Here is a 24,676-nt window from a genome sequence, read left to right as displayed (position 1 = left end):
TGCAACACAGCGTTGTGCAATGCACAACAACTAATTACGAACCTTCCCGGCTCCTGGACGGGTTCCTAGTGTCTGCGCCCAGGAGGTAAAAAGTGAAGTTTCTTTACTGGACCGCGGCCGGGACCGCACTGCTCGCGCTGGCCGCCTGCGCCCCCTCGACCGCCCCGGCGGGAGGCGGCGGCGACGAGAAGACCGGGACGCTACGCGTGTGGCTCTTCGACGAGCCCAACCGCGCCCCCAAGGACAAGGTCGTCAACGAGGCGATCAAGGAGTTCACCGCCGCACATGCCGACGTGAAGGTCGAGGTGGCCTACATCCCGACCACGCCGGCCCGGCACGAGAAGTTCAAGGGCGCCTTCAACGACCCGGCCAGCTCGCCGGACGTCGCCGAGTACGGCAACACCGACCTCGCCGAGTACGCCGCCGCCGGCGGCTTCGCCGACCTCACGGCGGACATCAAGGGCCAGGACATGACGCCCGAGCTCCTGGAGTCCGTCTCCGTGGACGGCAAGCAGTACGGGCTGCCGTGGTTCATCGGCGTCCGCGCCCTCTACTACCGCACCGACGTCTTCGACGAGCTGGGGCTCAAGCCTCCGGCGTCGATCGGCGAGCTGACGGAGACCGCCCGCACGATCCGCAAGAAGAAGCCCGACCTGTACGGCATGGCCGTCGGCGGTGAGAACACCTTCGGCGCCCTGCCCTTCATCTGGGACGCCGGCGGCGACATCACCTCGCTGGACTCGGCCGAGTCGCGCAAGGGCGTCAAGGCGTACACGGACCTGCTGACGGACGAAATCTGCCCGCCGCAGGCGTGCGTGTCGCTCACCGGCGGCAAGACGGTCGAGCTGTTCGCCAGCGGCAAGGCCGCTATGGGCATCGGGGGCAACTTCAACCGCTCCGCGATGGACGCCGGGGCGGTGGCCGGCAAGTACGCGGTGGTGCCGCTGCCCGGCTCGGCCGAGGGCTCGATCGCGCCCGCCTTCGCCGGGGGCAACAACCTGGGCGTGCTGAAGAACGCCGGTCACCGGACGCTGGCCGTGGACTTCGTCAAGCTGCTGGGCAGCAAGGCGTACCAGGTCAAGATGTACGAGGCCATGGGCAACCTGCCGACGCTGACCGGGGCGCGCGACGAGCTGGCGGCCAAGGACCCGTTCCTCAAGCCGTTCCTGGACACGGTCGCCAAGGGGACGAAGTTCGTGCCGATCGACCCCGCCTGGGTGAAGATCGACAACAGCAAGGTCATCCCCACGATGCTGCAGAAGGTGGCCACCGGGCAGGCCACCGTGGACGAGGCGACCACCGAGGCGGCCGCCGCCGTCAAGGCGGCCTTCGGGCCCTCGTGACCGCTGTGACATGGCAATCTCATGCCGACTTCTGAGACCGCTGTCCTCGTCAGCCGCCGTACCAAGACGCGCCCCTGGCTCTACCTGCTGCCCGCGGCGGCCGTGCTGGTGCCCATGTTCGGCTACCCGGTGTACATGCTGGGCCTGCTGTCGGTCTTCGACTACCGGCAGGCCCAGGTCAGCGGCGGGCAGCCGAGCACGTTCGTCGGGTTCGGCAACTACGCCGCGCTGCTCGGCGACGCCCGGTTCTGGGAGGTGCTGGCGCAGACCGTGGGGTTCGCGGCGGCGCTCGTGGTGTCCACCCTGGCCGTCGGCGCGGCGCTGGCCGTGCTGCTGACCAGGGTCGGCCCGGTGCCGCGGACGGCGCTGTCGCTGTCCGCGCTGGGCGCCTGGGCGGCGCCCGCGATGACCGGCTCGACCGTGTGGATGTTCCTGTTCGACGCCGATCTCGGGCTGGTCAACCAGGTGCTCGGGCTCGACGGGTTCAACTGGTTCTACGACCGGTGGGTGACGTTCGGGGTGGTCGGCGCGACCATCGTGTGGCACTCGTTCCCGCTGGTCATGGTGACGCTCTACGCGGGCATCCAGGCCATCCCGGCGTCCGTGCTGGAGGCGGCGGCGCTCGACGGGGCCTCGGCCTGGCGGTCGTTCTGGGCGGTCGTCGTGCCGATGCTGCGGCCGCTGATCACGATCGTCGTCATCCAGTCCGTCATCTGGGACTTCAAGGTGTTCACGCAGATCTACGTCATGACCAACGGCGGCGGCGTCGCCGGCCAGAACACCGTGCTCAACGTGTACGCGTACCAGACCGCCTTCGGCTCCTCCGAGTACGGCCTCGGCTCGGCCGTCGCCGTCGTCATGACGCTCATCCTGCTGGGGATCACACTGCTGTACATCCGCGCGCTCTATCGCACTGGGGAGCGGCTATGAGGAGACGCCTGCTGCCCAACGCGGTGGCACTGGTCATCGCGTTCCTGACCGCGTTCCCGCTGTATTGGATGGTGCTGTCGGCGCTCAAGCCCGACGGCGAGATCCAGTCGCTCGACGTCAAGCCGTGGACCCTGCACCCGACGCTGGACAACTTCGTCAGGGTGCTGACCGGGGAGGGCTTCGGCCGCTACCTGCTCAACAGCGCGGGCGTGGCGCTCACCGTGGTCGTGCTCTCCTCCGGGGTCGCCTTCCTCGCCGCCGTGGCCGTGACCAGGTTCACGTTCAGGCTCAGGACCACCGTGCTGATCATGTTCCTGATCGCGCAGATGGTGCCCGTGGAGGCGCTGACCATCCCGCTGTTCTTCGTCGTCCGGGACCTCGGGCTGCTCAACACGCTGGCCTCGCTGGTGGTGGTGCAGCTGGCGTTCACGCTGCCGTTCGCGATCTGGATGATGCGCGGGTTCGTCGCCGCCGTGCCGGAGGCGCTGGAAGAGGCGGCCATGATCGACGGCGCCGGGCGCGCGACCGTGCTGTGGCGGATCCTGTTCCCGCTGGTCGCCCCCGGACTCGTGGCGACCAGCGTGTTCTCCTTCATCACGGCCTGGAACGACTTCCTCTTCGCCAGGACCTTCATCATCTCCGCCAAGGACAACCAGACCCTGCCGGCGGCGCTGCTGGTCTTCTTCAAGCCGGACGAGAACGACTGGGGCGGGATCATGGCGGCTTCGACGCTGATGACGATCCCGGTGCTGATCTTCTTCGTGGCGGTGCAGCGGCGGCTGGTGTCAGGACTTGGAGGCGCCGTCAAGGACTGACCGTCTCCCGTCGAGCACCAGACCCCGGAATCGAGGAGGAGGGTGAGGTCTCCTCACCCTCCTCTCACACCACCGGACATGCGGGCCCGCATCCGGCGGTTCGTCAAGCCGCGGTTCCTCCGACTGAACGGCTCTTCAGTCGGTCAGAAAGAGCTTCCGCTCCGCGGCCCCGCTCTCGAAATCCTCCAGCGGCGCCGCGGGCAACATGTTGATCATCATATGCACCAACGCAGCGCACAGTACGGCGGGTGCGGCCTGCGAGTCGAAGGCGAACCGCGAGCTTACCGGTGCGGTCAGCACCACGTCGGCCTGGTCGGCCACCCCGCCGACGGCGTGGTCGGTGACCAGCACGATCCGCAGCCCGCACCGCCGGGCCCAGCTCAGCCCCTCGCGCAACTCGCGGGGATAGCGGGGCAGGCCGAACGCCAGCAGCCAGGTAGCGCCCGCCTCCGCCGCCCGGCTGAGCCGGTCCTCCAGCGTCGACCCCGGCGCGTCGATCACCCGGATGTCGGGGTGGACCTTGGCCGCCAGAAAACCGAACAGGGACGCCAGCGGCGCGGAGACCCGCAGCCCGACCACGGGCAGCGGCCGGGAGGCGGCCAGCGCGGCGGCCGCCTCGGCGAGCCGTCCCGGCTCGTCGAGGCTGTCGCGCAGCCGCTCCAGGTTGCGGATCTCGGAGTCCACCATGGACTGCAGTTCGCTGCCCGCCTGGGGGCGGGCGCCCTGGCCGTCCCTCACGGCCGCCCGCAGGTGGTCGCGGAACTCGGGGAAACCGGCGAATCCCAGGGCGGCCACGAACCTGGTCACCGACGGCTGGCTGATGCCGACCGCCTTGGCCAGGTCCATGCCGTTGAGGAAGACCGCCTCGTGAGGATGGTCCTGCAGGTAGCGGGCGATCCGACGTTGCGAAGGGGAGAGCCTGTGCCCATCGAGGAGCTCCCTCAGCCGCGCGGAGACGTCAGACGAGTCCAACGGTCTTGAGCCATTCATCGGCAACGTCCTCGGGGTCTTCCTTGTCCACGTCGGTGCGGCGGTTCATCTTGACCAGCTCTTCAGTGGTGAGTTTGGCGTTGAGCTCGGTGAAGGCCGCGGTCAGCTTGTCGGTCACCTTGCCCGTGCTGACCAGCGGCGCGATGTTCTCCGTCGGCGCCAAGTGCTCGGGGTCCTCCAGGACGATCCAGCCGTTGTCGGCGATCGCCGGGTCGCTGCTGAACCCGTCGGCGACGTCGACGTCGCCGTTCTTCAGCGCGGCCTTGGTGAGCGGCCCGCCCACGTCGAGCGACTTGAACTCCTTGAACTCGATGCCGTACACCTTCTTCAGGCCGACCACGCCGACGTAGCGGGTCTTGTTCTCGGGCGGCGCGCCGTACACGAGCTGCTTGCTGACCTTGGCCAGGTCCTCCATCGACTTCAGGTTGTGCTTGGCGGCGGTCTCCTTGGTGACCAGCCACACGGTCTGGTCCTGTGCCGGCGCGTAGGGGAGGACCTTGAGCTCTGCAGGGAGGGTGGCGGCCAGCGCCTTGGCCTCGCCGTCGCCGTCGGAGGACTTGGCGTCGGGGTCGAGGTGGGCCATGAGGGCGCCCTGATACTCCGGCAGGATGTCGACCTCGCCGTTCTTCAGCGCCGGAAAGATGATCTCCCGGGAGCCGAGGTTGGGCTTGACCGTCACCGTGTAGCCCTTGCTCTCCAGCAGGCCCGCGTACACGTAGCCGAGGGTGACGTTCTCGGTGAAGTTGGCGGTGCCGATCACGATCGTCTCGCCGCCCGGCGCTCCCGACGAGGACGCGGTGGCGGACGGCTCGGCCAGCGATGTGGTGGTGCCGCCACCGCAGGCGGTCAAGGTCAGGACCAGGCCGAGAAATCCGGCGCTCAGTTTAAGCATGGGCTTCCTTTCGGGTGTCACGGAGTCCCCGGGGGGTGAGGGCCCGTTGAAGCGCTGCGAGCAGAAGGTCGGTGGCGATGGCGAGGACCGCCACGGAGATCGCCCCAGCGAGGACCTGAGGAAGGTCCCGCTGCGCCAGCCCGTCGAAGAGGTAACGGCCGAAACCGCCGAAGCTCACGTACGCGGCCATCGTCGCGGTGGCGATGACCTGGATCGCGGCCATGCGGATGCCGGCGAGGATCAGCGGCACGGCGACGGGCACCTCGACCTGCCACAGCCGTTGCCAGCCGGTCATGCCCATGCCGCGTGCCGCGTCCCGCAGTTCCGGCGGCACCGCCGCCATGCCGGCGTAGGTGTTGGTCACGATGGCCGGTACGGCGAGCACGACCAGCGCGATGTAGACCGGCCACAGGGAGAGCCCGCTGACCAGGAAGACCAGGGTGACCACCCCGACCGTGGGCAGTGCGCGGCCGAACCCGGTGGCGTTGATGGCGAGGAAGGCGCCGCGTCCCGTGTGGCCGATGGCCAGCCCGATGGGAAGGGCGATCAGGGCGGCGGCGACCGTGGAGAGTGCGGAGTACTCCAGGTGCTCGGCCAGGCGGGCGAGCAGCCCGTCGCCCCCGGCCCAACGGGCGGGATCGGTGAACCAGGCCAAGATCTGCCGCAGGAGTTCCAGCATGGCGTTACCGCCTCGTCCACGGGGTGAGGCCACGCTGGACGCCCACCAGGGCGACGTCGGCGACCATGGCGAGCAGGAGGGTGAGGGCGATGCCCGCGATGATCGGCTCGGCGAAGTTCCGCTGCAGCCCGTCGGCGAACAGCTGGCCGAGTGCGCCCTGGCCGATGACGAGGGCGACGCTGGTGAGGCTGATCGTCATGATGGTCGCGATGCGGACCCCCGCCATGATCACCGGTAGGGCGAGCGGCAGCTCGACCGCGATGAGTGCCCGGGCTCTGCCGTACCCCATGGCTCTGGCGGCCTCGCGGACGCGCGGTGGGACGGAGGCGAGCCCTTCGACGATGTTCCGCACCAGTACCACCAGCGAGTAGAGGGTCAGGCCGATGACGGTGGTGGTGAGGCTCAGCCCGGTGAACGGCAGCAGCAGGATGAACAGCGCGATCGACGGCACCGTGAAGATCACGCTGGTGATGCCGAGGATGAGCCCGCGCAGCCTGGGGATCCGGTGGGCCAGGACGGCGAGCGGAAGCGCGATCAGCAGCCCGCAACCGACCGAGATCACCGTGGTGATCACGTGCTGCAGGGTCAGCTCCGCCATCTCGTCGACGTGGCTGGCGAACCAGGACCATCTCACGTGGCCACCTCCTGACCGCCGTCGCCGATCACGGTGGAGCGGTGGGCCGCGGCGGCCCGCAGGACGTCGCGCTCGGAGGAGACTCCGGCGACCTTGCCCTCGGCGTCGACGCGGACCACATGGCCGCGCGGTGAGGAGACCACCGCCTCCAGGGCGTCCAGGAGGGTGCCGCCGTCGCGGACGGTCGCGACCGGCAGGCTGTTGCCTTCGGCGTCCACCCACGCATACGGCCGGCCGTCCGCCTCGACCGCGACCATCCAGCGGATCCCGGCCCCGGCGGCGGTCGCGGCCACCGTCTCGGCGGGAGCGTCGCGGGCGACGGTCGTCACCGGGAGGGCGGGCACCTCCTTCAGCGAGCCAAGTGAGAGCAGCCGGAGGCCGCGCTGGGCGCCGAGGAACTCCGCGACGAAGTCGTCGGCGGGGTGGGCCAGCAGTTCGGCAGGGGTGGAGTACTGCACCAGGTGGCCGCCCTGGCGGAAGACCGCGATCCGGTCACCGAGCCGCACCGCCTCGTCGATGTCGTGGGTGACGAAGACGATGGTCTTGCGCAGCTCCTTCTGGAGGCGGAGCAGCTCATCCTGGAGCAGGGTGCGTACCACCGGGTCGACGGCGCCGAACGGCTCGTCCATGAGCAGGATGGGCGGGTCGGCGGCGAGCGCTCTGGCCACTCCCACCCGCTGCTGCTGACCGCCGGAGAGTTGGTGCGGGAATCGGGTGGCCATCTCCTGCGGGAGCCCGACGATCTCCATGAGCTCCGCGGCGCGGGCCCGCGCACGCTTCTTGTCCCAGCCGAGCAGCCGCGGCACGGTCGCGATGTTGTCCAGGACGGTCCTGTGCGGGAACAGGCCACTCTGCTGGATCACGTAACCGATGCCGCGGCGCAGCGTGTTCTGATCCAGCGTGGCGACGTCCCGCCCACCCACGGTGATCGTGCCGGAGGAGGCCTCGATCATCCGGTTGATCATTCGAAGAGTGGTGGTCTTCCCGCAGCCGGACGAGCCGACCAGGACAGTGGTCTCCCCCTCGTGGATCTCCAGGTCGAGGGCGTCCACGGCGGTCGTGCCGCCTGGAAAGACCTTGGTCACTGCTTCGAATCTGATCACGAGTTTCCCCTTGAATGGAAAGCTTCATGCAGAATTCTGACTGAAAGATGTCTTTCAGTTAAGAAGGTGTTACTTCTGTGCAAACGTGAGCGATTTAAGGAGGTTCGGGCTGGGTGGCGAGCCCTCGTCGGGCGGGCCCGGCACCCGCTGCAGCAGCCCGTCGACCACGTCGTAGTGGCCGATGGCGCGCAGCGGCGGCGAGTAGACGTGGATCGTGATCGCCCCCGCCTCATGGTCCATCCGGTGAATGCCCGAGCCGGGAAGCGAGAGCGACTCGCCCGGACCGTAGGCACGCACGCGGCGCACGCCGTCGATCGGCAGGCCCTCGTTGGTGACCCTGCCCTCCAGGACGCAGATGCCGACCGCGGAGCCGTCATGGTCGTGGTAGCCGGTGTCCCGCCCCTCCCACCAGGTGTTGAGCCAGGCAACCGACTGCTCGTCCGCCCAGAGCAGGAGGTAGGAGCCCGGTCCCTCCCTTGGCAGCGTGCCGGTGTCGAAGTCGGCCGCGGCGCGGCGGGCGCGCTCGGCGCATTCTGCGGGTGTCAGGTACATCGTGCTCCGTTCTCAGTCGTATCAGGGCAGGTCATCGCTCGTGAGCCAGGTTTGGAGCGCGTCGAGGTCGCCGTCGGCGGCCTCCGGTGTGGTGAACGGGATCGACTCGCGGGTGGCCTGATAGGCCCGCAGCGTTCCCTCGCCGAGCTCACCGGTGATGCCGCGCAGATCGATGGCCTGGGCGGCGCAGATCAGTTCGACGGCGGCGAGCCGTATGGCCAGGCCCGCCATGTCGTGCAGGCGGCGCGCGCCGGTGGGCGCGTTGGTGATGCGGTCTTCGATGCCGGCGGCGATGCCGCTGGTCGGCTGTTCGAGGGTGACCGGCTGGGCAAGCAGCCGGATCTCCGCGGCCAGGCTGGCGGCACCATTGGCGACGATCGCCAGGCCGTCGTCGGGAGAATCGGGGTCCGGCCGCAGCCCGGTGGTCAGCCCGGTGAAGGAGCCGTCGAGCAGCTTCTGCACGCGCTCACCCGCGATCGTGACCGCTTGGGCGAGACCGAGCCGCGCGTAGTCCAAGCCGATGGCCACCGGGGTGATGTCATGGTTGCCAGTAGAGATGGCCCGGTTCTCCTCGGCCAGGACGATGGGGCTGTCGCCGGAGGAGGCGAGCTCGACTTCGAGGTTGTCGCGGCAGTGCGCGAGTGCGGCCCGCGCGGCGGCGTGGGTCTGCGGCACCACCTTGAATGCCAGCGGATCTTGGAGCATCCGCGGGCGGCGGGCTCCGGTCAGCAGCCCGCCACCGCGCAGCAGCTTGTGCAGGCGTTCGACGGTCTCGGCCACCCCTCGGTGCGGGCGGACGGCGGCGACCGCGGGGTGAAGGGCGTCGACGTTGCCGCAGAGCGCCTCCAGGGAGGTGGCGGCGGACACATCCAGTGCGCGCAGCGCCAGATCGGCGCGATGCAGAGCCAGGCACGCGACGCCGACGGAGAAGGAGTTGGCGCAGACGATGGCGTGCGCCTCGCGCGGGCCGAGCACGATCGGCGAGTAACCCGCGGCGGCCAGCGCGGCACCGTCCTCGCCGTAGCCGATGAGGGCCAGGCCGATCTCGGCCAGCTGGCTGAGATCGGCCTGGCCGATCGACCCGAGCTGGTGGACGCGGGGTGCCACCGGGGTGTCCAGCGCCGCGCAGAACGCCTCGGCCAGGTCCGGCCGCACACCCGCCACGCCGACGGCCAGGCCCGCGGCGCGGACCGCCATCACGGCCCGCACGAACGGGGGCGGCGCTAGCTCGCCGTGTCCGACTCGGTGCGCGCGCAACAGCCTGACCTGGAACTCCGCCTGCGCCTCCGGGGCGACAGGGACGGTCTTGATTGCCCCGACGCCGGTGGTCAGCCCGTAGACCGCGTCGCCGCGCGCGAGGGCACCCTCCAGTACGGCGCGCGAGGCCAGCATCCGCTCCCTCGCCGCCTGACCGAGCACGATCCGCCTGCCGTAGGCGACGGACACCACGTCCTCCGGCCGCAGCGGCCCGTCCCCCAGCACCAGCGGAGCTTCGGTCACCGGGATCCCCCCTTCTCGTTGAGCAGGGCGAGGATCGCGTCGCGGCGGCGGGCGAGCTCCCGCACCGCGTCCGGCCCATATGTGCCGCGGAGTCCGGCTCCGCCCTTCATCCCGGTCTCGCCTCGTTCACGGGCCTGCCGCAGCAGGTCAGGGACGTCCGTCTGCCGGGAAAGCACGGGAAACAGTTGCTCGACGACGGCCTCGTGGACATCCAGCCCCGCCGCGTCCATGGTGGCGAACGGCCCGATCGCCGCCCACCTGGACCCGAGACCGTCGACGACGGCCCGATCGACGTCGGCGACGTCGCAGACCCCCGCCTCGACCAGCGCGTACGCCTCCCGCAGCAGCGCGTACTGCAGCCGATTGGCGATGAACCCCGGCACGTCCCGCCGTACCGTCACCGGCCGCTTGCCGATCCGCTCGGACAGCGCCGTGAGGCGCTCCAGCGTCTCCGGCGGGGTCTGCGGCCCCCCGACCACCTCCACCAGCGGGACGAGCTCGGCGGGATTGAACCAGTGCCAGCCGGCGAACCGTTCAGGGCGGGCCAGCCCGCCTGCCAGGTCGGCCAGGCGCAGCGAGGAGGTGTTGGTCGTCACGATCCCGTCCTCGGCCAGGAGCGCCTCGGCGCGTGCGAGCACATCGCGCTTGGCCCTGGCGTCCTCGGCGATCGACTCCACCGCGAGTGTGAACGGACCGCTTGGTTCCCCAGCCACCACGGAGACCGGCCGTCCGGCGCCCCTGCGGGCGATCTCGGCGCGGACCTCGTCCACCACCGAGGCCCGCCTGACCTGGACCACGGTGTCGATGCCGGCCGCCGCCAGGCAGGCGGCGATCCCCGCGGCCATGGTGCCGCCGCCGACGACGAGCGCTCTCATCGCCAGAACCGCTGGCTGTCGAGGTAGGCGAGGAGGATCTCGCCCGCGTCGTGGACATGATCGCGCATCGCGCTGCGGGCGAGCTTCGCGTCGCGTGCGCGGAGCGCCGCGGCGATCGTCTCGTGCTCGGTGACGTTCATCGTCGTCATCGCCGCCTGATCATGGGCCAGCGCTCGCCAGACGGAGTCGCGGGGAAAGAACGCCCGCAGCTGCTCGATGGTCTCCACCAGGCGGCGGTTGCCCGACGCCCGGTGCACGCAGTGGTGGAAGGCCGTGTTCCAGGTGGCGAAGGCCGCGTCCAGCTCCGCCTCGCCGAGCTGCTCGGCAGCGGCGACCACCTCGGTCAGCCGGGACTGCGCCCGATCGAGCTCGGCCAGGTCCTCCTCGCCGGCGCGGGCGCAGGCCAGCTCGCAGGCGAGCCCCTCCAGGTCGGCGCGCAGCTCGTACACGTCGGTCACCTCGGTCCTGGACGGCACGCGCACCGTGGCGCCCCTGTTGGGCGCCACCACCACCAGGTTCATCGCCTTGAGCTGGCGGAGCGCCTCTCTGATCGGGGTACGGCTGACGCCGAACCTGGCCGCGAGCTCCTCGTGCTGGAGACGCGCCCCGCGCGGCAGCTTGCCGTCGAGGATCTCGGCCCGCAGCCGGAAGGCGATCTCGTCGGCCAGCGCCCTGGCGTGCACGGGAGGCTGCTCCGGGGGTTCCGCAATCATGGCCGGGAGACTACTTTGCATCCATGGATGCAATCAAGAGGGTGGGGGAGCCGGCACCCCGAGGCGACATTCTGCGTTGCAAGGGCTGGGAACAGGAGGGGGTGCTGCGCTGCCTGCTCAACACGCTCGACCCGGCGGTGGCCGAGGACTCCGCCCAGCTGGTCGTGTACGGCGGGCGGGGGCGGGCAGCCCGCTCGTGGGCCGATGTCGACGCGATCGTCGCCGCCCTGGAACGCCTCGGCTCCGACGAGACGCTCGTCATCCAGTCCGGCAGGCCGGTCCTGGTCCTGCCGACCCACCCGGACGCGCCGCGCGTCCTGATCTCCACCGGGATGGTCGTCCCCGCCTGGTCAGGGGCAGAGGAGTTCCGCCGCCTGGAGGAGGCCGGGCTGACCATGTACGGCCAGATGACCGCGGCGTCCTGGTTCTACATCGGCACCCAGGGCGTCCTCGGCTTCACCCACGAAACCCTCGCGGCGATCGCCCGCCGTCACTTCGACGGCACGCTCACCGGGCGCCGCGTGGTCACCGCAGGACTCGGTGGGATGGGCGGCGCCCAGGGCCTGGCCATCGCCAACCTCGGCGGGCGGGCGCTCCTGGTCGACGTCGACCGCGACCGGGTGGAGCGGCGGCTCGCGGCCGGCTGGGTCGACCGCATCGCCCCCGACTACGCCGCCGCGGTGGCCGACCTCACCGGGTCCGCAGACCCGGCCGCCATCGCCCTGGTCGGCAACATCGCCGACGTCCTGCCCAGGATGGTGGCCGACGGGATCGCCGTCGACGTCGCCACCGACCAGACCGCCGCGCACGACCTGGACCGCGGCTACATCCCGCTCGGCTACGACGTCGAACAGGCACGGGCAGCGGACCCCTCCTCTCCCGCCTACCGCTCCGCCGTACAGGCCACGCTGAAAGCGCACGCCGTCGCGTTGCTGGCGCTACGCGAGCGGGGCACGATCGTCTTCGAGTACGGCAACAACCTGCGTGCCCAGGCGGTCGCCGCCGGTGCGGAAGGGGCCGCCGAGATCCCCGGCTTCGTGGCCGAGTACGTCAGGCCGATCCTGGCCAGGGGCGTCGGCCCCTACCGCTGGATCTGCCTCAGCGGCGACCCCGCCGATTTGCGGCGCAGCGAGGAAGCCGTCCTGGAGGTGGCGGGGACACCTGGCCTGGAACGGTGGTTCGCGCTGGCCAGGAAGCGTGTCACCCCGCAGGGGCTGCCCGCGCGCATCTGCTGGCTCGGCCTCGGCGAACGCCACGCCGTCGGCCTGCACCTCAACGACCTGGTACGGCGGGGCGAGATCGGCCCACTCGCGCTGGGCCGCGACCACATGGACCCTGCCTCGGTCGCCTCACCGACCAGAGAGACGGAAAGCATGCGCGACGGCAGCGACGCCATCGCCGACTGGCCGATCCTCAGCGCCCTGCTCAACACCGCCCAGGGCGCGACCTGGGTGGCCGTCGGCAACGGCGGCGGCGTCGGCGTCGGCCGCAGCGTCCACAGCGGCCAGGTGGTCGTCGCCGACGGCAGCGCGCTGGCCGACCGCAAGATAGGCCGCGTCTTCTGGGCGGACCCCGCTCTCGGCGTCGCCCGCTACGCCGACGCCGGCTACGAGGAGGCGCTGAGCCAGGCCCGCAAGCACGGCCTCACCCTCCCGAGACAGCCGTAACCGGCAAATTCCACCTATTCCGGTCGCCGACGCGGCAAGCGCCTGCTCGCGACCCGGCCGAGCCGGTCGCGGGCGGCCATCGCTGAAGACGTTGACGCCCCGCCGTATGTTGACGAAACGTTGATTCCTACCCCGGAAACAGCAAAACCGCCTAGCGAACTAGACGGTTTCACCTGGTCAGGGACCTGGAATGGTGCGCCGCCAGGGACTCGAACCCCGGACCCGCTGATTAAGAGTCAGCTGCTCTAACCAACTGAGCTAGCGGCGCAACAGGTGTAACTGTATCAGCCGCCGAGCACTGCCCACGCACATCAGCCGAGCCGGGCGGCCAGCCTCTCGTAGGCCCCCAGCACCAGATCCCAGAACCGCTTCACGTCCAGCGAGGTCGCCACGAGCGCGTTCGCCCGCCGGTCGCCGACCTTGAAGTCGGTCACCGTCATCCCCCGCGTGTACAGCCCGGCCGTCTCCACGTTCACCACGGCCGGAACGCAGGTGAACAGCGAAGGGTCGAGCACGTACGCCACCGCGCACGCGTCGTGGATGGCCGGCCCGCTCTCGGCCGTCACCACCCCGTACGACTGCGCGGCCGGCACCAGCAGCTCCGCCAGCCGGCCGAGCGGCCACATCCGGTCCAGCACGTCCGAGGTCACCATGGCGGTCAGCGTCACGTCGAGGCCCATCATCTTGACCGTCCACCCGGCCTCGAAGACGATCGCCGCCGCCTCCGGGTCGGCCAGCATGTTGAACTCGGCGGCCGGGTTGTGGTTGCCGCGTGTGTAGGAGCCGCCCATGATGACCAGGTCGCGGGCCCACTCGACGACGCGGGGCTCCCGGCGTACGGCGAGGGCGATGTTCGTCAGCGGCCCCACGGCCACCAGCGTGATCTCGCCGGGGGCGGCCCGCAACGTCTCCACGATGAAGTCGACCGCGTGCCCCTCGGACGGCCCCCGCTCCGGCGCGGGCAGCACCACGGCGCCGAGCCCGGTGGCCCCGTGCACGTGGGTGGCCCGCACCGTGTGCCGCAGCAGCGCGCCCGCGCTGCCCGGCGTGACCGGGACGTCCCCGAACTCCAGGAACTCCCTGAGCGCCAGCGCGTTGGCCGTGGTCAGTGAGAGATCGACGTTTCCGCCCACCGTGGTGATCCCTGCCACCTCCAGGGCGTCTGCGGATCCGGCGGCCAGAGCCAGGGCGAGCGCGTCGTCGATGCCGGGGTCACAGTCAAGGAGAATCTTCTTCACAAAACCGGAGGATACGCATGGATCGGGCCGGGCAGTTCCCCCAAAGCTGCCCGGCCCGATCGGCGGCGGTCCAGGCCGACGATTTCCCCCAAAAACGTCGGCGGTCCCGCACTAGCGGCCCGCGGTCCCCCTCCGCGTCCGCTTCGGTGAAAGCCGTTGGTCAGTCGCAGTGCTCCTGACCTGCTACAACGCTACCGAGACGAATGCAACGGTCGCGTCATAACGGGGTCGAATATCTGTTTAATCCGACTACGGAAGCTCCAACCGAACCTTCGTGCCCTCCTCCAGGGACCTGCCCACCGTGCAGTACTTCTCGTGGACCCGCCCGGCCACCGCGCGGAACACCTCCCCGGCCTGCTCCGACGGCAGCTCCACGTCGTAGGTGATCGTCACCGGACCCAGCTTGTTCGGCTCGACCTTCTCCGACCCGACGGTCATGGCCAGCCGGACCAGCCGGTGACCGCGCTTGGCGGTGAGCGGCTCGACGGTCACGATGTTGCAGCCACCCAGCGCGGCCAGCAGCAGCTCCACCGGGGTGAACACCCCGTCCTCCTTGCCGTCGCCGATCCGCACCTCGGCGCCACGGGCGTTCGTGGCCCGGAATCCGCCGTCTTCAGTCCGCTCAACACGCACGTTAGCCATGATGGGGACTTTACCGACCAGGCCTTGCTCATGAACCTGCGGCCCCACTGCCGTGACCGGTGAAGTCCGCCGGCGCCGGCCACATTAACCAGATTCCTCAGCATCACTCAGAAACCTTTAATGTTCGTTCAGGAACGTGAGTGACATGGCTAGCGAGGTCAAAGCTCATCACGGTCCCGTCCTGTTCTGGTGCGGTGTCGCGGTAGCCGAGTTCGGCGCGATCCAGCCGGGTTTCGGCTACCCGTGGACCCCAACCGCGTACGCCGCCGCGGCGCTGCTCGTCGCACTCGGCTTCCTCAGCGTCAAGGCCGCCGGCTATCTGCGCACCGAAGAGGCCAGGCAGCGGTTGCGGCTCGGGGGCTACCTGGCGGGCGCGCTGCTGGTGGCCCATCAGTTCACCTCGACGGCGTACGTCACGGACCTCAGCCGCGTGGGCGCGCTCATCCTCTACACGATGGCGGCCGTGATGGCGGTCTGGAGCCACCGGGTTCCCCACACGACCAAGGGCTCCCTGCTGATCGCCACCGGCCTGGACCCGGCCTCCCTGCGCACGCGCCTGGCCGGCGCCCCGGACACCGTGGCGGTCTACCGGACCGAGCACCCCACCGACGAGCTCCGCGACCTGGAGGCCAGACACGGGCTCATCCTCGTCGTGGGCAAGGAGCACGACCCGAGGGCCAAGGAGCGGCTGAGCGCCTCAGGTCTGAGCCGCGAGATTCCCGACATCGCCGAGCGCGACGTAGTGGTGGCCGGTCCGCGGCAGTTCAAGCGGTACGTCGGTGGCGCCCTGTCACGCCTTGCCATCCCAAAGTCACAGATTCATTTCAAATCTGGGCAAGATGTTTAGCCTGACATTATGCGCCTTCTGGAACGGTGGGCTCGACAAGGAGGCAAGGTGACGACTTTCCCCAGAACCGCCCTTTTCCCTGGAACGCGTCTTTTCCCTGGAACGCGTCTTTTCCCTGGAACGCGTCGTGCCGAAATGATCATGGGCATGCCGGTCAGCGTGGACATCCGCACGGCTCTCCCCGCCCGTGAGCTGACGCCCCTGCTGGATGACGCATTCTCCTGGCTGAGGTGGGTGGATGACACCTTCAGCCCGGTCAAGGAGGACAGCCAGATCGGCCGGCTCAACCGGAGCCGGACAATCCGGCAGATCCCGGAGCTCATCGAGGTCCTGCACCGCTGCGACGAACTCAGCGAGGCCACCGGCGGCTGGTTCGAGGCCCGCATCAACGGCGTGATCGATCCGTCCGGCTATATCAAGGGCTGGGCGCTGGAGCGCCTGTCCCGCGCCCTGTCCAACGCGGGCGCGGGCGACCACCGCATCACCGCGGGCAACGACGTCCGGGTACGCGGCTCGGCCGCCCCGGGCAAGCGCTGGCGCGTCGGCATCCGCGACCCGCGCAAGGACGTGGTCCGCAAGGTCGTCTTCGCCAACGACCTGGGCATCGCCACCTCGGGCGGCGCGCCCATCGTCAATCCGCGCACGGGTGAGGTCCAGCAGGGGCTCGGTTTCGTCACCGTGATCGGCCCCGACCTCGGACTGGCCGACGCGTACGCCACCGCGATCTACGCCATGGGCCCGATCCTGGCCCGGCGCTACGCCGCCGATCTGGCGGCGTCGAGCCCGTACCAGACCATGATCGTCGGCCGCGACGGCCAGGAGGTGAGCACGCCCGGCTTGGCCGAGTACAGCGGCGCGGAGGCCCGGCTGGCGGGCTAGGCGTGGGCTAGGCGTCGGGGTGCTTGCGCAGATACTCGATGTAGACCGGGCGCAGCGCCTCGCCCAACTCCCCCTCCCCGGCCGCGATGGCGTCGCTGAGCAGCGCGGACACCTTGGTGAGGTCGGCGGTGGTCTCATGACCGCTGGCCGCCTCGGCGGCCGGGATCACCTTCAGCAGCTCCCACAGGAATCCCAGGTCGCCATGGCGCACGGCGTACCGCACCGCGCGATCGTGCAACTCGTTGGCCGGCAACGACTCGAGCCCGTTCGCGTCCATCTCGCTCCCTCCCCCCTGCACGCCTCTTCCCCGCGTTCGGGCGCCGATAACCGGCGACTACGAACAGTGAAGGCCGGGCATCGTTCCGCTGCGCCTCTATCGCGGCGCTGATCTGAAGTGGGAGGATCAACCAGCGTGAGATTCATCATCAGAACCATCGCGGCGGCAGTGGCCCTCTGGGTCGCCGTCCAGTTCATCGATGGCATTGACGTCAATGCCCCGTCCAACTCGGCCAAATACTGGGGCGTCCTGCTTCTCGTGGCGCTGATCTTCGGCATCGTGAACGCCATCGTCAAGCCGATCGTGAAGGCGCTCGGGTGCGCGATCATCGCCTTGACGCTGGGCCTGTTCCTGCTCGTGATCAACGCGCTCATGCTGCTGCTGACCAGTTGGATCGCGGGAGAGCTGGACATCCCCTTCCACGTCGACAGCTTCTATCCGGCCGCGTTCTGGGGCGCGATCATCGTCAGCGTGGTGAGCTGGCTGCTGGGTCTGTTCATCCCCGACAAAGACTGACCTTCCGTGGTGCTGCTCGACGGTGCCGGCCTGACATGCGCGCAGGTCCACGAGGCCGCGTACGACGGGGCCCGGGTCACGATCGCCTCCCTGGATCGGGCTCGGGCCGCGTGGGTCACCGCTCAAGAGCTGACCGGGCCCGTGTACGGCCGCAGCACCGGCGTCGGCGCCGCCAAGGACGTCACGCTCGAAGCCCCGGGCCTCGACCTGCTGCGCAGCCACGCGTGCGGCGCCGGCCCGCCGATCGAACCGGCCCGCGCCAGGGCGATGCTCGTGGTCCGGCTCAACCAGTTGCTCGCGGGCGGCTCCGGCATCGACCCGGCCGTGCTGCCGGTGCTGGCCGACGCCGTCAACCACGGCTTCACACCGCCGCTCCGCACGTACGGCGCCATCGGCACCGGCGACCTCGCCGCCCTGGCCACTACCGCCCTATGCCTGCTCGGCGAGCTCCCCTGGCACCACGGCGAGCCGCCGGCCCGGGCTCCCCGCCATCCCGAGCCGCAGGCCCCGGCTCACCCTCACCCCGAGCCGCCGGCCCCGGCTCCCCGCTTCCCGCTCGCGTCGAGCGACGCGCTGCCGTTCATCAGCTCGGGGGCCGCCACGCTGGCCGACGCCGCGATCGCCTGCCACCACCTCCGGCTCCTGTTCGAGGTCGCCATCGACGTGGCCGCCGTGTCGTTCACCGCCGTCGGCGCCTCGGCCGAACCGCTGGCCGCCGCCGTACAGGAGGCCCGTCCCCACTCCGGCCAGACCGCCGTCGCAGCACGCCTGCGCGGCCTGCTCGCCAGGGAACAGGCCACCCGGATCCAGGACCCGTACGGCTTCCGCGCCTTCGCCCAAGTGCACGGCGCCGCCGTGGAGGCCCTCGACCGGGCGGCCGCCACGGTCGAGATCGACCTCAACGCCGCGGCCGAGAACCCCCTCATCTCCGGCTCCCTGGCCTGGCACAACGGAAACTTCCACTCCGCCCCCGTGGCCCTGGCGCTGGACGCGCTGCGCGCCGCGCTCGTGCAGACGGCCCAGCTCAGCACGGCTCGCCTGGCCACCCTCATGGACCCCGCCTACACCGGCCGCCACCGCTTCCTCGCCGGCCATCCCGGCGCCTCGGGAGCCCTGATCCTCGAGTACGTGGCCCAGGACGCCCTGGCCGAGCTCCGCCACCTGGCGAACCCGGTGACGACCGGCACCGCGGTGATCTCGCTCGGCGTGGAGGACCACGCGGGCTTCGCCACCCAGGCCGCCCGCCACGCCCTCCGCTGCCTGGAGCCCTTGGAGATCGTCCTGGCCTGCGAGCACACCGCCGCCACCCGGGCCCTCCACGCCCCGCCACCGGATCGCCCCCTCACGGACGACCTGGAGGCGGCCCGCCGCACCCTGACCCGGAACGGCGACCGCCTGAGCCCACCACCGGCTGACCCGCCCGCCGCTACGGCCGGCGCCAGGCGATGAACCGGGAAGGACGGGATGGTGGCGCGCCGCAGAGGCCGGATGGCCAGGCGTGGGCACGGCGGCGGGTCAGGAGATCTGGGCGACCGAACCGCGTTCCCTGAGCGTCGGGGCCTGGACGATGCGGCGGCGGCGGGTGGCGCCGTCGGCCGCGGCCGTGATGAGGCGCACCGCCGCCCGCACGATCCCGTCGATGTCCCAGTCGACCGTGGTCAGCCCCGGCGTGAGCAGCCCTGACATCGGGTAGTCGTCGTAGCCCATCACCGACACGTCGCCGGGGATCGACAGCCCAAGCTCCTGGGCCGCCGCGTAGACGCCGTAGGCGATGGAGTCGGCGAAGCAGAAGACGGCGCTCGGTTTCCGCGCCGTGAGGATGTCGCGGGCGGCCGAAGTGGCCCCCGCCAGGCCGTGCGGGGCGGTGACGACCTCGATGTCCAGGCCCAGGCGGTCGGCCTCCGCCGTGACGTGCACGTCGGCGGGACGGTCGGGCGTGCTGGGCTGGGTCGAGGTGAGGACGGCGATGCTGTGGTGCCCCAGGTCGCGCAGGTGCTCCAGGGCCAGCGTCACCCCGCGCCGGTTGTCGAAGATCACCTCACCGGCCGTGCCCGCGAGCGAGTCGCCGATCGCGACCACCGGCAGCGACTCGCCCAGCTCCGGCCAGAACACGGCCGACGGGTCGAGCGGCTGCACGATCATGCCGTCCACGCGCTGGTCGCGCAACTGCTGGGCCAGGACCCGCTCCCTGGCGGGGTCGCCCACCGCGTCGAGGATCAGGGCGTAGCGGTCCTTCTCCCGCAGGCCCCTGCTGATGCCGACCGCCAGCGACTGCTGCCACAGGTCCGAGAGTGAGCCGCAGAGCAGCCCGATCATGCCGGTGCGCCCGCTGGCCAGGGCCCTGGCGATGGGGTCGGCCTCGTAGCCGAGCTCGGCCGCCGCCGCGCGCACCCGCTCCATCGTCTCCTCGGACACCTGCAGTCCGCGTAGCGCGTAGGAGACGGCCGCTGGTGACAGACCCGTGGCCTGGGCCACTTCCCGGATCGTGGCTCGCTTGCGAGGCATTCCGCCAGCCTATTGCGTGGCACCGACAGAAACGGATTTCCCGCCTCACTTGTCGGCCTTGCCTTCCTATCCCGAAGGCATGTCATCGGTCCCAGAACCGTCCATCACACACCTGGCCGGTGTGGTCTGGCCGCACCAGGGTAGCCGTTGACAAGTGAGAGGTGAAGCGGTTCACTGAAGCGTATCACTGAAGCGGTTCACGAGACGGCTTCGCAGCTTAGTGAGTTTGTCTGCAATACTTGTAGGAAATACAGGGAGGTGTGATCGTGAGCATCGACGTGCATCAGCATCTGTGGACCGGCTCGTTCGTCGACGCGCTGCGGGCCCGCACCTCCCCGCCATACCTCGACGGCTGGACGCTGATCCTCGACGGCGAGCCGCCCTACGAGGTCGATCCCGCCGACCATGAGCACCGCGACACCACCGGCCTGGAGCTGGCGCTGGTGTCGCTGTCGAGCCCGCTGGGCATCGAGTTCCTGCCGCCCGAGGAGTGCTGGCCGCTGCTCGACGCCTACCACGACGGCGCGCTGGCGCTGGGCGAGCCGTTCGGCGCCTGGGCCGCCACCTGCCACAGCGAGCCCGACCCTGAGCGGCTGGCCAAGGACCTCGACCGCGGCCTCGCCGGGCTGCAGATCCCCGCGACCGCCGTGCCCGACGACCGGCTGCTGAAGGTGCTCACCGACCGGGACCTGCCGCTGTTCGTGCACCCGGGACCGGCGGAGAGGACCGCGGGCGTGCCGCCGTGGTGGCCGGCGCTCGTGCCGTACGTGCAGCAGATGCACGCCGCCTGGCACTACTTCCACGCCGTCGTCAGACCCAGGCACCCGAGGCTGCGTGTGTGCTTCGCGCTGCTGGCGGGCCTGGCGCCGCTGCACTCCGAACGCCTGACGGCCAGGGGTGGCACCGGCCGCGGCCGGGTCGACCGGGACGCCTTCGTGGAGACCTCCTCCTACGGCCCGCGCGCGATCGACGCGATCGTCCGCGAGCTGGGCATCGACGTCGTCGTCAACGGCTCGGACGCCCCCTACGCCACCGCGCCCGACCCCGGGCTCGGCGCCGCGGCCACCCACGCCATCCGCGTCACCAACCCCCGTCGTCTACTCGGCAGAAAGGAGTCTCGCAAATGAGCACCTACCAGATCCAGGACGGGGGCACCTGTGCGCGGCTCCCGGAGCGCACGCTCGACCGGCGCGAGCTGCGCGACCTGGTGGACGCTCTGGCCGCCCGCCCCGAGGAGTGGCGCGACCAGGTGGAGTTCCCCGAGGACGGCGGGCGGCATTACGCCTCGCTGCACCGCGACGCGTACGTGGACGTCTGGGTGCTGTGCTGGCGCCCTCAGGACGACACGGGCTGGCACGACCACGACATCTCCTCAGGGGCGGTACACGTGGTCCAGGGCGCGCTCAAGGAGTGCAACCCGCGCATCGGCGGCGAGCACCTGGAGACCGTGATGCCGGAGGGTCAGTCGTTCTCGTTCGGGCCCGACCACATCCACCGGCTGACCGGCGCGCTCGACGACAGCGTCTCCATCCACGCCTACTCGCCGCCGCTGTGGCGGCTCGGCCAGTACTCGATCGACGACACCGGCGTCATGCGCCGCGTCTCGGTGAGCTACGCCGACGAGCTCAGGCCGCTGGACGACGCTGCGGCCTGAGCACGCAGCAGCTCCCGCAGGGCTCGACGTCGGGCAGCGTGATCCACAGACAGCAGGTCCTGCGGAAGTAGCCGTCGTCCGCAGGCTCGACCAGCCCGTCGACGGGCCGGCCGATCTCCTTCAGCAGCCGCATGTAGTCGCCGGGGACGATGGCCGTCAGCGGATGGGCGAACGCCTCCGCCGTGGACCCCCACAGCGTGCGCTCGCCCACCTTGGCGCGGGTGCTGATGGCCTCGACCAGCGGCCGCTGCGCCTCGGCCAGCGCGTCGCCGATCGCGCGGGCGCCGGAGGCCCAGCTCACGCGCGTGGCCGCGATCGTCACCCCGGCCTCGGAGACCTTGAAGTACGTGTCGGCCGGCCGCATGATCGGCACCTGCCCGTCCAGCGCCCAGCCCAGCGCCATCGGCAGCGTGTGCCAGTAGCTGAAGGTCTTCCAGAACAGCGCCGCGCCGACGTGGCGGGGCGCGTTCCAGCGCCCGGCCGTCTCGCCGATCAGCCCGTCCAGCAGTGTGTACGGCTCCCGCACCAGCTCAGTGACCGGCGTCCAGCTCTCGTCGGGCTCGATGACGAGGCCGGGCTCGACCCCGATCACCCCGCCGCGCCCGTCGGCCATGCGCTGGAGCGCCTCGGTCAGCACGCTGGAACCCTCCCCCTAAAGGTTAGCCTTACCTAAAGTAGCAGGGCGTCCGGCGAACCACCCAGCCAAGATCTGCAGCGCGAGCACCCCCAGCCCGGCGATCAGGGGCACCGACCAGCCGCCGGAGACCTCCCTGAGGAAGCCGAACAGCAGCGGCCCGAGCGCCGCGATCACGTAGCCGGCGGACTGGGCCACGGCCGACAGCGCGGTCACCGCGGCGGGGTCGGCCGGCCGCAACGCGATGATGAGCAGCGCGAGCGCGAACGAGGCGCCCTGGCCGACCCCGAGCACGATCATCCACAGCCACGGGACGGTCGTCGGGGCCAGCAGCACGCCGAGGTAGCCGAGCACGGTCAGCACGCCGGCCCCGACCACGTACGGCACCTGCGACTCCCGCCGCCCGGCCAGCACGGGGACCGCGAGCGAGGCCGCCACCTGGATCAGGTTCGTCAGGCTGAGCAGGTAGCCGGCCTGGTCGGCGGGCAGGCCGCGCTCGAGGAAGATCGTCGGCAGCCAGGCCAGCATGACGTAGAAGGTGAGGGACTGCAGGCCCATCAGCGCGGTGATGTACCAGGTCACGCGGCTGCGCAGGACCATGCCGAACGGCCTGGGCCCGTTCTGCGGCTCGGCCTGCTTGCCCAGGGCCTGCGGCAGCCAGAGCAGCGCGGCCAGCAGCGCGGGCACGGCGAGCAGGGCCGAGACGCCGCGCCAGCCGTACCCGGTGGCGTGTTCGACGGGGACCATCGCCGCGGAGGCTGTGGCGGCGCCGGCCACGACGCTGGAGACGTACACGCCGGTCATCACGTTGACCCGGGACGGGAAGTGCTGCTTGACGACGCCGGGCATGGCGACGTTCATCACGGCGATCGCGGTGGCGGCGAGGGCGGAGCCGAGGTAGAGCACGGGCGCGCCGTCGAGGCCGCGCAGCGCCACGCCGGCGGCGATGACGAGCAGGCCGGCCAGCAACGTGCGATCGAGGCCGATGCGCCGCGCGAGCAGCGGCGCGACCGGGCCGAACACGCCCAGGCAGATCACCATGACCGTGGTGATCGCGCCGCCGCCCGCGGGCGAGAGCCCCGCGTCGTTCATGATCTCGTCGAGGAGCGGCGAGACGCCCGCGATGGCCGGGCGGAGGTTGAGCGCGGCCAGCACGAACCCGGCCACGAGCACGGCAGATCGCAACGACATAGGGCACCACTCTCGCACAGCGCCCTGACAACGTTGTCTACCCCGCCCAGGTAGGAAATGATCCTGGCGTGAGACCGACGATGAAGGACGTCGCCACGGCGGCGGGCGTGGCGCTCAAGACCGTCTCGCGCGTCGTGAACGGCGAGCCTGGCGTCCACCCGGCCACCGCCGAACGGGTGCGCGCGGCCATCGACCGGCTGGGCTACAGCCCCAACGAGAGCGCGCGGGTGCTGCGCAGGGGCAGGACGGCCACGATCGGGCTGGTCATCGAGGACGTCGCCGACCCGTTCTACTCCGGGCTGAGCCGGGCCGTGGAGGACTTGGTCATCGCCCACGACTGCCTGCTGCTGACTGGCTCGTCCGGGGAGGAGCCCCGCAGGGAGCGGGAGCTGGTCGACACGTTCTGCGCGCGCCGGGTGGACGGGCTGATCGTGGTGCCCGCCGGGGACGATCACACGTACCTGCGGCCCGAGCTGGAGGAGGGTACGAAGGTGGTGTTCGCGGACCGGCCGCCGGGGAGGGGGCTCGACGTGGACACCGTGCTCGCCGACAACGCGGGCGGGACCGAGCAGGCGATCCGCCACCTGCTCGGCCACGGCCACCATCGGATCGCCTTCCTCGGGGACGACCCGGCGATCTACACCGCGGCCGAGCGGCTCCGCGGCTACCGCGAGACGCTCGGAGGGCTGTTCGACCCGCGGCTGGTGTCCATGCGGCCGCCGTCGCTCGATGGGGTGCGGGCCGACCTGGCCCGGATGTTCGCGCTGGACCGGCCGCCGACGGCGCTGTTCACCGGCAACGGCAGGTACACGGTGACGGCGCTGCGGGCGCTGGCGGGGCGGCGGATCGCGCTGGTGGGGTTCGACGACTTCGAGCTGGCCGATCTGCTGGATCCGGGGGTGACCGTGGTGGCGCAGGACCCGGCCTGGATGGGGAAGGTGGCGGCCGAGCTGCTGTTCCGCCGCCTCCGTGGCGACGTGGGGCCGCCCGAGCACATCCAGCTCCCGGTCCGGCTCATCCCGCGCGGTTCGGGCGAACTCCAGGCACCCCCACCGGCCTGACCACCGCATGCGCCGGGCGCACCCCGCCCGTCATCCGACCACCCACCCCTTCGCCCAGCCACCCGCCGCGATGACGGCAGGGGCACGCGTGGGCGTTCGGGTCAGCGGACCGGCTGAGGCGCGGGCGACGGGCGCAGTACGCCGGCCAGGGCCAGCGCCACCAGGATGCCCCCGACGCCCGCGACCGCTATCGCGGGTCCCGGCTCGATCGCCTCGCCCAGCGCGCCGATCAGCGCCGCACCGGCGGCCTGCCCCGTCATCAGCCCCGCGGACTGCAGCCCGAACGCCTGCCCGCGCACCTCCTCCGGCACCACGTCCACGAACCGCCGCTGCAGCCCCAGCTGGTACGCCAGCCCCGCCGTCGCGATCGCGGCCAGCACGGCGGCCCACACGATCCCCGGCTCCAGTGCGTACGCCAGCCAGGGCACCCCCAGCAGCACCGCCAGCGGCAACGACAGCCGCTCCCGCAGCGGGGGCGTCGCGAACCTGCCCACCGCGAACTCCCCGACCGCCATCCCGCCCGCGGCCGCCGCCAGCAC

26 protein-coding genes, 1 tRNA gene and 1 pseudogene are annotated in these 24,676 nt (G+C 70.9%); 11 read left to right on the top strand and 17 right to left on the bottom strand.

Annotated features, from left to right (window positions below; all coding sequences use genetic code 11):
• Nucleotides 1-92: 92 nt before the first annotated feature.
• From EJK15_RS25990 to EJK15_RS25980, 3 genes are read left to right on the top strand one after another with little or no spacing between them, the layout of a single operon-like run.
• Nucleotides 93-1,343, top strand: a complete 1,251-nt coding sequence (locus tag EJK15_RS25990; RefSeq protein WP_138713082.1) for an extracellular solute-binding protein — start codon at nt 93-95, stop codon at nt 1,341-1,343.
• Nucleotides 1,344-1,364: 21 nt separating this feature from the next.
• Nucleotides 1,365-2,273, top strand: coding sequence for a carbohydrate ABC transporter permease (locus EJK15_RS25985; protein ID WP_138713081.1), 909 nt, complete (start codon nt 1,365-1,367; stop codon nt 2,271-2,273).
• Nucleotides 2,270-3,088 carry a carbohydrate ABC transporter permease gene (locus EJK15_RS25980; protein ID WP_138713080.1) on the top strand — a complete coding sequence of 273 codons (819 nt, stop codon included), beginning with the start codon at nt 2,270-2,272 and terminating at the stop codon, nt 3,086-3,088. Before EJK15_RS25985 ends, EJK15_RS25980 begins: the two co-directional genes overlap by 4 nt.
• A 135-nt stretch (nt 3,089-3,223) precedes the next feature.
• Here EJK15_RS25980 and EJK15_RS25975 read toward each other — a convergent pair whose 3' ends face one another.
• The 9 genes from EJK15_RS25975 to EJK15_RS25935 form a co-directional block, all read right to left on the bottom strand.
• Nucleotides 3,224-4,060, bottom strand: coding sequence for a MurR/RpiR family transcriptional regulator (locus tag EJK15_RS25975; protein ID WP_171074538.1), 837 nt, complete (start codon nt 4,058-4,060; stop codon nt 3,224-3,226).
• Nucleotides 4,047-4,970, bottom strand: a complete 924-nt coding sequence (locus EJK15_RS25970; protein WP_138713078.1) for an ABC transporter substrate-binding protein — start codon at nt 4,968-4,970, stop codon at nt 4,047-4,049. Before EJK15_RS25970 ends, EJK15_RS25975 begins: the two co-directional genes overlap by 14 nt.
• Nucleotides 4,963-5,649 carry an ABC transporter permease gene (locus tag EJK15_RS25965; RefSeq protein ID WP_138713077.1) on the bottom strand — a complete coding sequence of 229 codons (687 nt, stop codon included), beginning with the start codon at nt 5,647-5,649 and terminating at the stop codon, nt 4,963-4,965. Before EJK15_RS25965 ends, EJK15_RS25970 begins: the two co-directional genes overlap by 8 nt.
• A 4-nt stretch (nt 5,650-5,653) precedes the next feature.
• Nucleotides 5,654-6,283 carry an ABC transporter permease gene (locus EJK15_RS25960; protein WP_206061113.1) on the bottom strand — a complete coding sequence of 210 codons (630 nt, stop codon included), beginning with the start codon at nt 6,281-6,283 and terminating at the stop codon, nt 5,654-5,656.
• Nucleotides 6,280-7,386, bottom strand: coding sequence for an ABC transporter ATP-binding protein (locus tag EJK15_RS25955; RefSeq protein WP_138713076.1), 1,107 nt, complete (start codon nt 7,384-7,386; stop codon nt 6,280-6,282). Before EJK15_RS25955 ends, EJK15_RS25960 begins: the two co-directional genes overlap by 4 nt.
• 69 nt (nt 7,387-7,455) lie before the next feature.
• Complete coding sequence (locus EJK15_RS25950; protein ID WP_138713075.1) at nt 7,456-7,938, bottom strand: cupin domain-containing protein; 483 nt, start codon at nt 7,936-7,938, stop codon at nt 7,456-7,458.
• 21 nt (nt 7,939-7,959) lie between these two features.
• Nucleotides 7,960-9,438 carry an aromatic amino acid ammonia-lyase gene (locus EJK15_RS25945; RefSeq protein ID WP_171074537.1) on the bottom strand — a complete coding sequence of 493 codons (1,479 nt, stop codon included), beginning with the start codon at nt 9,436-9,438 and terminating at the stop codon, nt 7,960-7,962.
• Nucleotides 9,435-10,313: a 3-hydroxyacyl-CoA dehydrogenase family protein gene (locus EJK15_RS25940; RefSeq protein ID WP_138713073.1), complete on the bottom strand. Its 879-nt coding sequence runs from the start codon at nt 10,311-10,313 to the stop codon at nt 9,435-9,437. Before EJK15_RS25940 ends, EJK15_RS25945 begins: the two co-directional genes overlap by 4 nt.
• Entirely contained in the window at nt 10,310-11,026 is a 717-nt protein-coding gene (locus EJK15_RS25935; protein ID WP_171074536.1) for a GntR family transcriptional regulator, read from the bottom strand. Before EJK15_RS25935 ends, EJK15_RS25940 begins: the two co-directional genes overlap by 4 nt.
• Nucleotides 11,027-11,049: 23 nt before the next feature.
• Between EJK15_RS25935 and EJK15_RS25930 the strand changes: the two genes are divergently transcribed.
• Nucleotides 11,050-12,693, top strand: coding sequence for a urocanate hydratase (locus EJK15_RS25930; protein ID WP_138713071.1), 1,644 nt, complete (start codon nt 11,050-11,052; stop codon nt 12,691-12,693).
• 191 nt (nt 12,694-12,884) lie between these two features.
• On the opposite strand, the gene EJK15_RS25925 is transcribed toward EJK15_RS25930, so the two are convergent.
• From EJK15_RS25925 to EJK15_RS25915, 3 genes are all read right to left on the bottom strand, one after another.
• Nucleotides 12,885-12,961, bottom strand: a tRNA-Lys gene (locus EJK15_RS25925).
• 43 nt (nt 12,962-13,004) lie between these two features.
• Nucleotides 13,005-13,931 carry a nucleoside hydrolase gene (locus EJK15_RS25920; RefSeq protein WP_138713070.1) on the bottom strand — a complete coding sequence of 309 codons (927 nt, stop codon included), beginning with the start codon at nt 13,929-13,931 and terminating at the stop codon, nt 13,005-13,007.
• A 249-nt stretch (nt 13,932-14,180) separates the two neighbouring features.
• Nucleotides 14,181-14,573, bottom strand: a complete 393-nt coding sequence (locus EJK15_RS25915; RefSeq protein ID WP_138713069.1) for an OsmC family protein — start codon at nt 14,571-14,573, stop codon at nt 14,181-14,183.
• Nucleotides 14,574-14,718: 145 nt separating this feature from the next.
• Between EJK15_RS25915 and EJK15_RS25910 the strand changes: the two genes are divergently transcribed.
• Nucleotides 14,719-15,420 carry a ferredoxin reductase domain-containing protein gene (locus EJK15_RS25910; protein ID WP_138713068.1) on the top strand — a complete coding sequence of 234 codons (702 nt, stop codon included), beginning with the start codon at nt 14,719-14,721 and terminating at the stop codon, nt 15,418-15,420.
• 147 nt (nt 15,421-15,567) lie between these two features.
• Nucleotides 15,568-16,299 (top strand): FAD:protein FMN transferase, encoded by a 732-nt coding sequence (locus tag EJK15_RS25905; protein ID WP_171074535.1) that lies wholly within the window; start codon nt 15,568-15,570, stop codon nt 16,297-16,299.
• A 7-nt stretch (nt 16,300-16,306) separates the two neighbouring features.
• Here the strand turns inward: EJK15_RS25905 and EJK15_RS25900 are convergent, their stop codons facing one another.
• Complete coding sequence (locus tag EJK15_RS25900; protein WP_138713066.1) at nt 16,307-16,576, bottom strand: hypothetical protein; 270 nt, start codon at nt 16,574-16,576, stop codon at nt 16,307-16,309.
• 135 nt (nt 16,577-16,711) lie between these two features.
• Between EJK15_RS25900 and EJK15_RS25895 the strand changes: the two genes are divergently transcribed.
• The gene (locus tag EJK15_RS25895) at nt 16,712-17,092 is read left to right on the top strand and encodes a phage holin family protein (protein WP_138713065.1); all 381 of its coding nucleotides are present in this window, start codon (nt 16,712-16,714) and stop codon (nt 17,090-17,092) included.
• Between the two features lie 6 nt (nt 17,093-17,098).
• On the top strand, nt 17,099-18,541 hold the full coding sequence (locus EJK15_RS25890) for an aromatic amino acid lyase (RefSeq protein WP_138713064.1): 1,443 nt from the start codon (nt 17,099-17,101) through the stop codon (nt 18,539-18,541).
• Nucleotides 18,542-18,607: 66 nt separating this feature from the next.
• Here EJK15_RS25890 and EJK15_RS25885 read toward each other — a convergent pair whose 3' ends face one another.
• Nucleotides 18,608-19,597 carry a LacI family DNA-binding transcriptional regulator gene (locus EJK15_RS25885; protein WP_138713063.1) on the bottom strand — a complete coding sequence of 330 codons (990 nt, stop codon included), beginning with the start codon at nt 19,595-19,597 and terminating at the stop codon, nt 18,608-18,610.
• A gap of 266 nt (nt 19,598-19,863) precedes the next feature.
• Between EJK15_RS25885 and EJK15_RS25880 the strand changes: the two genes are divergently transcribed.
• Both EJK15_RS25880 and EJK15_RS25875 read left to right on the top strand, forming a co-directional pair.
• Nucleotides 19,864-20,724, top strand: a complete 861-nt coding sequence (locus EJK15_RS25880; RefSeq protein WP_240777209.1) for an amidohydrolase — start codon at nt 19,864-19,866, stop codon at nt 20,722-20,724.
• Nucleotides 20,721-21,251, top strand: a complete 531-nt coding sequence (locus EJK15_RS25875; RefSeq protein WP_138713062.1) for a cysteine dioxygenase — start codon at nt 20,721-20,723, stop codon at nt 21,249-21,251. The genes EJK15_RS25880 and EJK15_RS25875 overlap by 4 nt, the downstream gene beginning before the upstream one ends.
• Here the strand turns inward: EJK15_RS25875 and EJK15_RS25870 are convergent.
• Nucleotides 21,223-21,888: a hypothetical protein gene (locus EJK15_RS25870; RefSeq protein ID WP_138713061.1), complete on the bottom strand. Its 666-nt coding sequence runs from the start codon at nt 21,886-21,888 to the stop codon at nt 21,223-21,225. The genes EJK15_RS25875 and EJK15_RS25870 overlap by 29 nt on opposite strands.
• 15 nt (nt 21,889-21,903) lie before the next feature.
• Entirely contained in the window at nt 21,904-23,076 is a 1,173-nt protein-coding gene (locus EJK15_RS25865) for a CynX/NimT family MFS transporter (protein WP_138713060.1), read from the bottom strand.
• A 68-nt stretch (nt 23,077-23,144) separates the two neighbouring features.
• On the opposite strand from EJK15_RS25865, the gene EJK15_RS25860 reads away from it, so the two are divergent.
• Nucleotides 23,145-24,137 (top strand): LacI family DNA-binding transcriptional regulator, encoded by a 993-nt coding sequence (locus tag EJK15_RS25860; protein ID WP_420847086.1) that lies wholly within the window; start codon nt 23,145-23,147, stop codon nt 24,135-24,137.
• A 101-nt stretch (nt 24,138-24,238) separates the two neighbouring features.
• Here the strand turns inward: EJK15_RS25860 and EJK15_RS25855 are convergent.
• Nucleotides 24,239-24,676 (bottom strand): annotated as a pseudogene (locus EJK15_RS25855) (MFS transporter); the annotation flags it as partial.

The organism is Nonomuraea basaltis, from assembly GCF_005893125.1.
Classification (GTDB): domain Bacteria; phylum Actinomycetota; class Actinomycetes; order Streptosporangiales; family Streptosporangiaceae; genus Nonomuraea; species Nonomuraea basaltis.
This window is presented reverse-complemented; position numbering and strand designations above follow the sequence as displayed.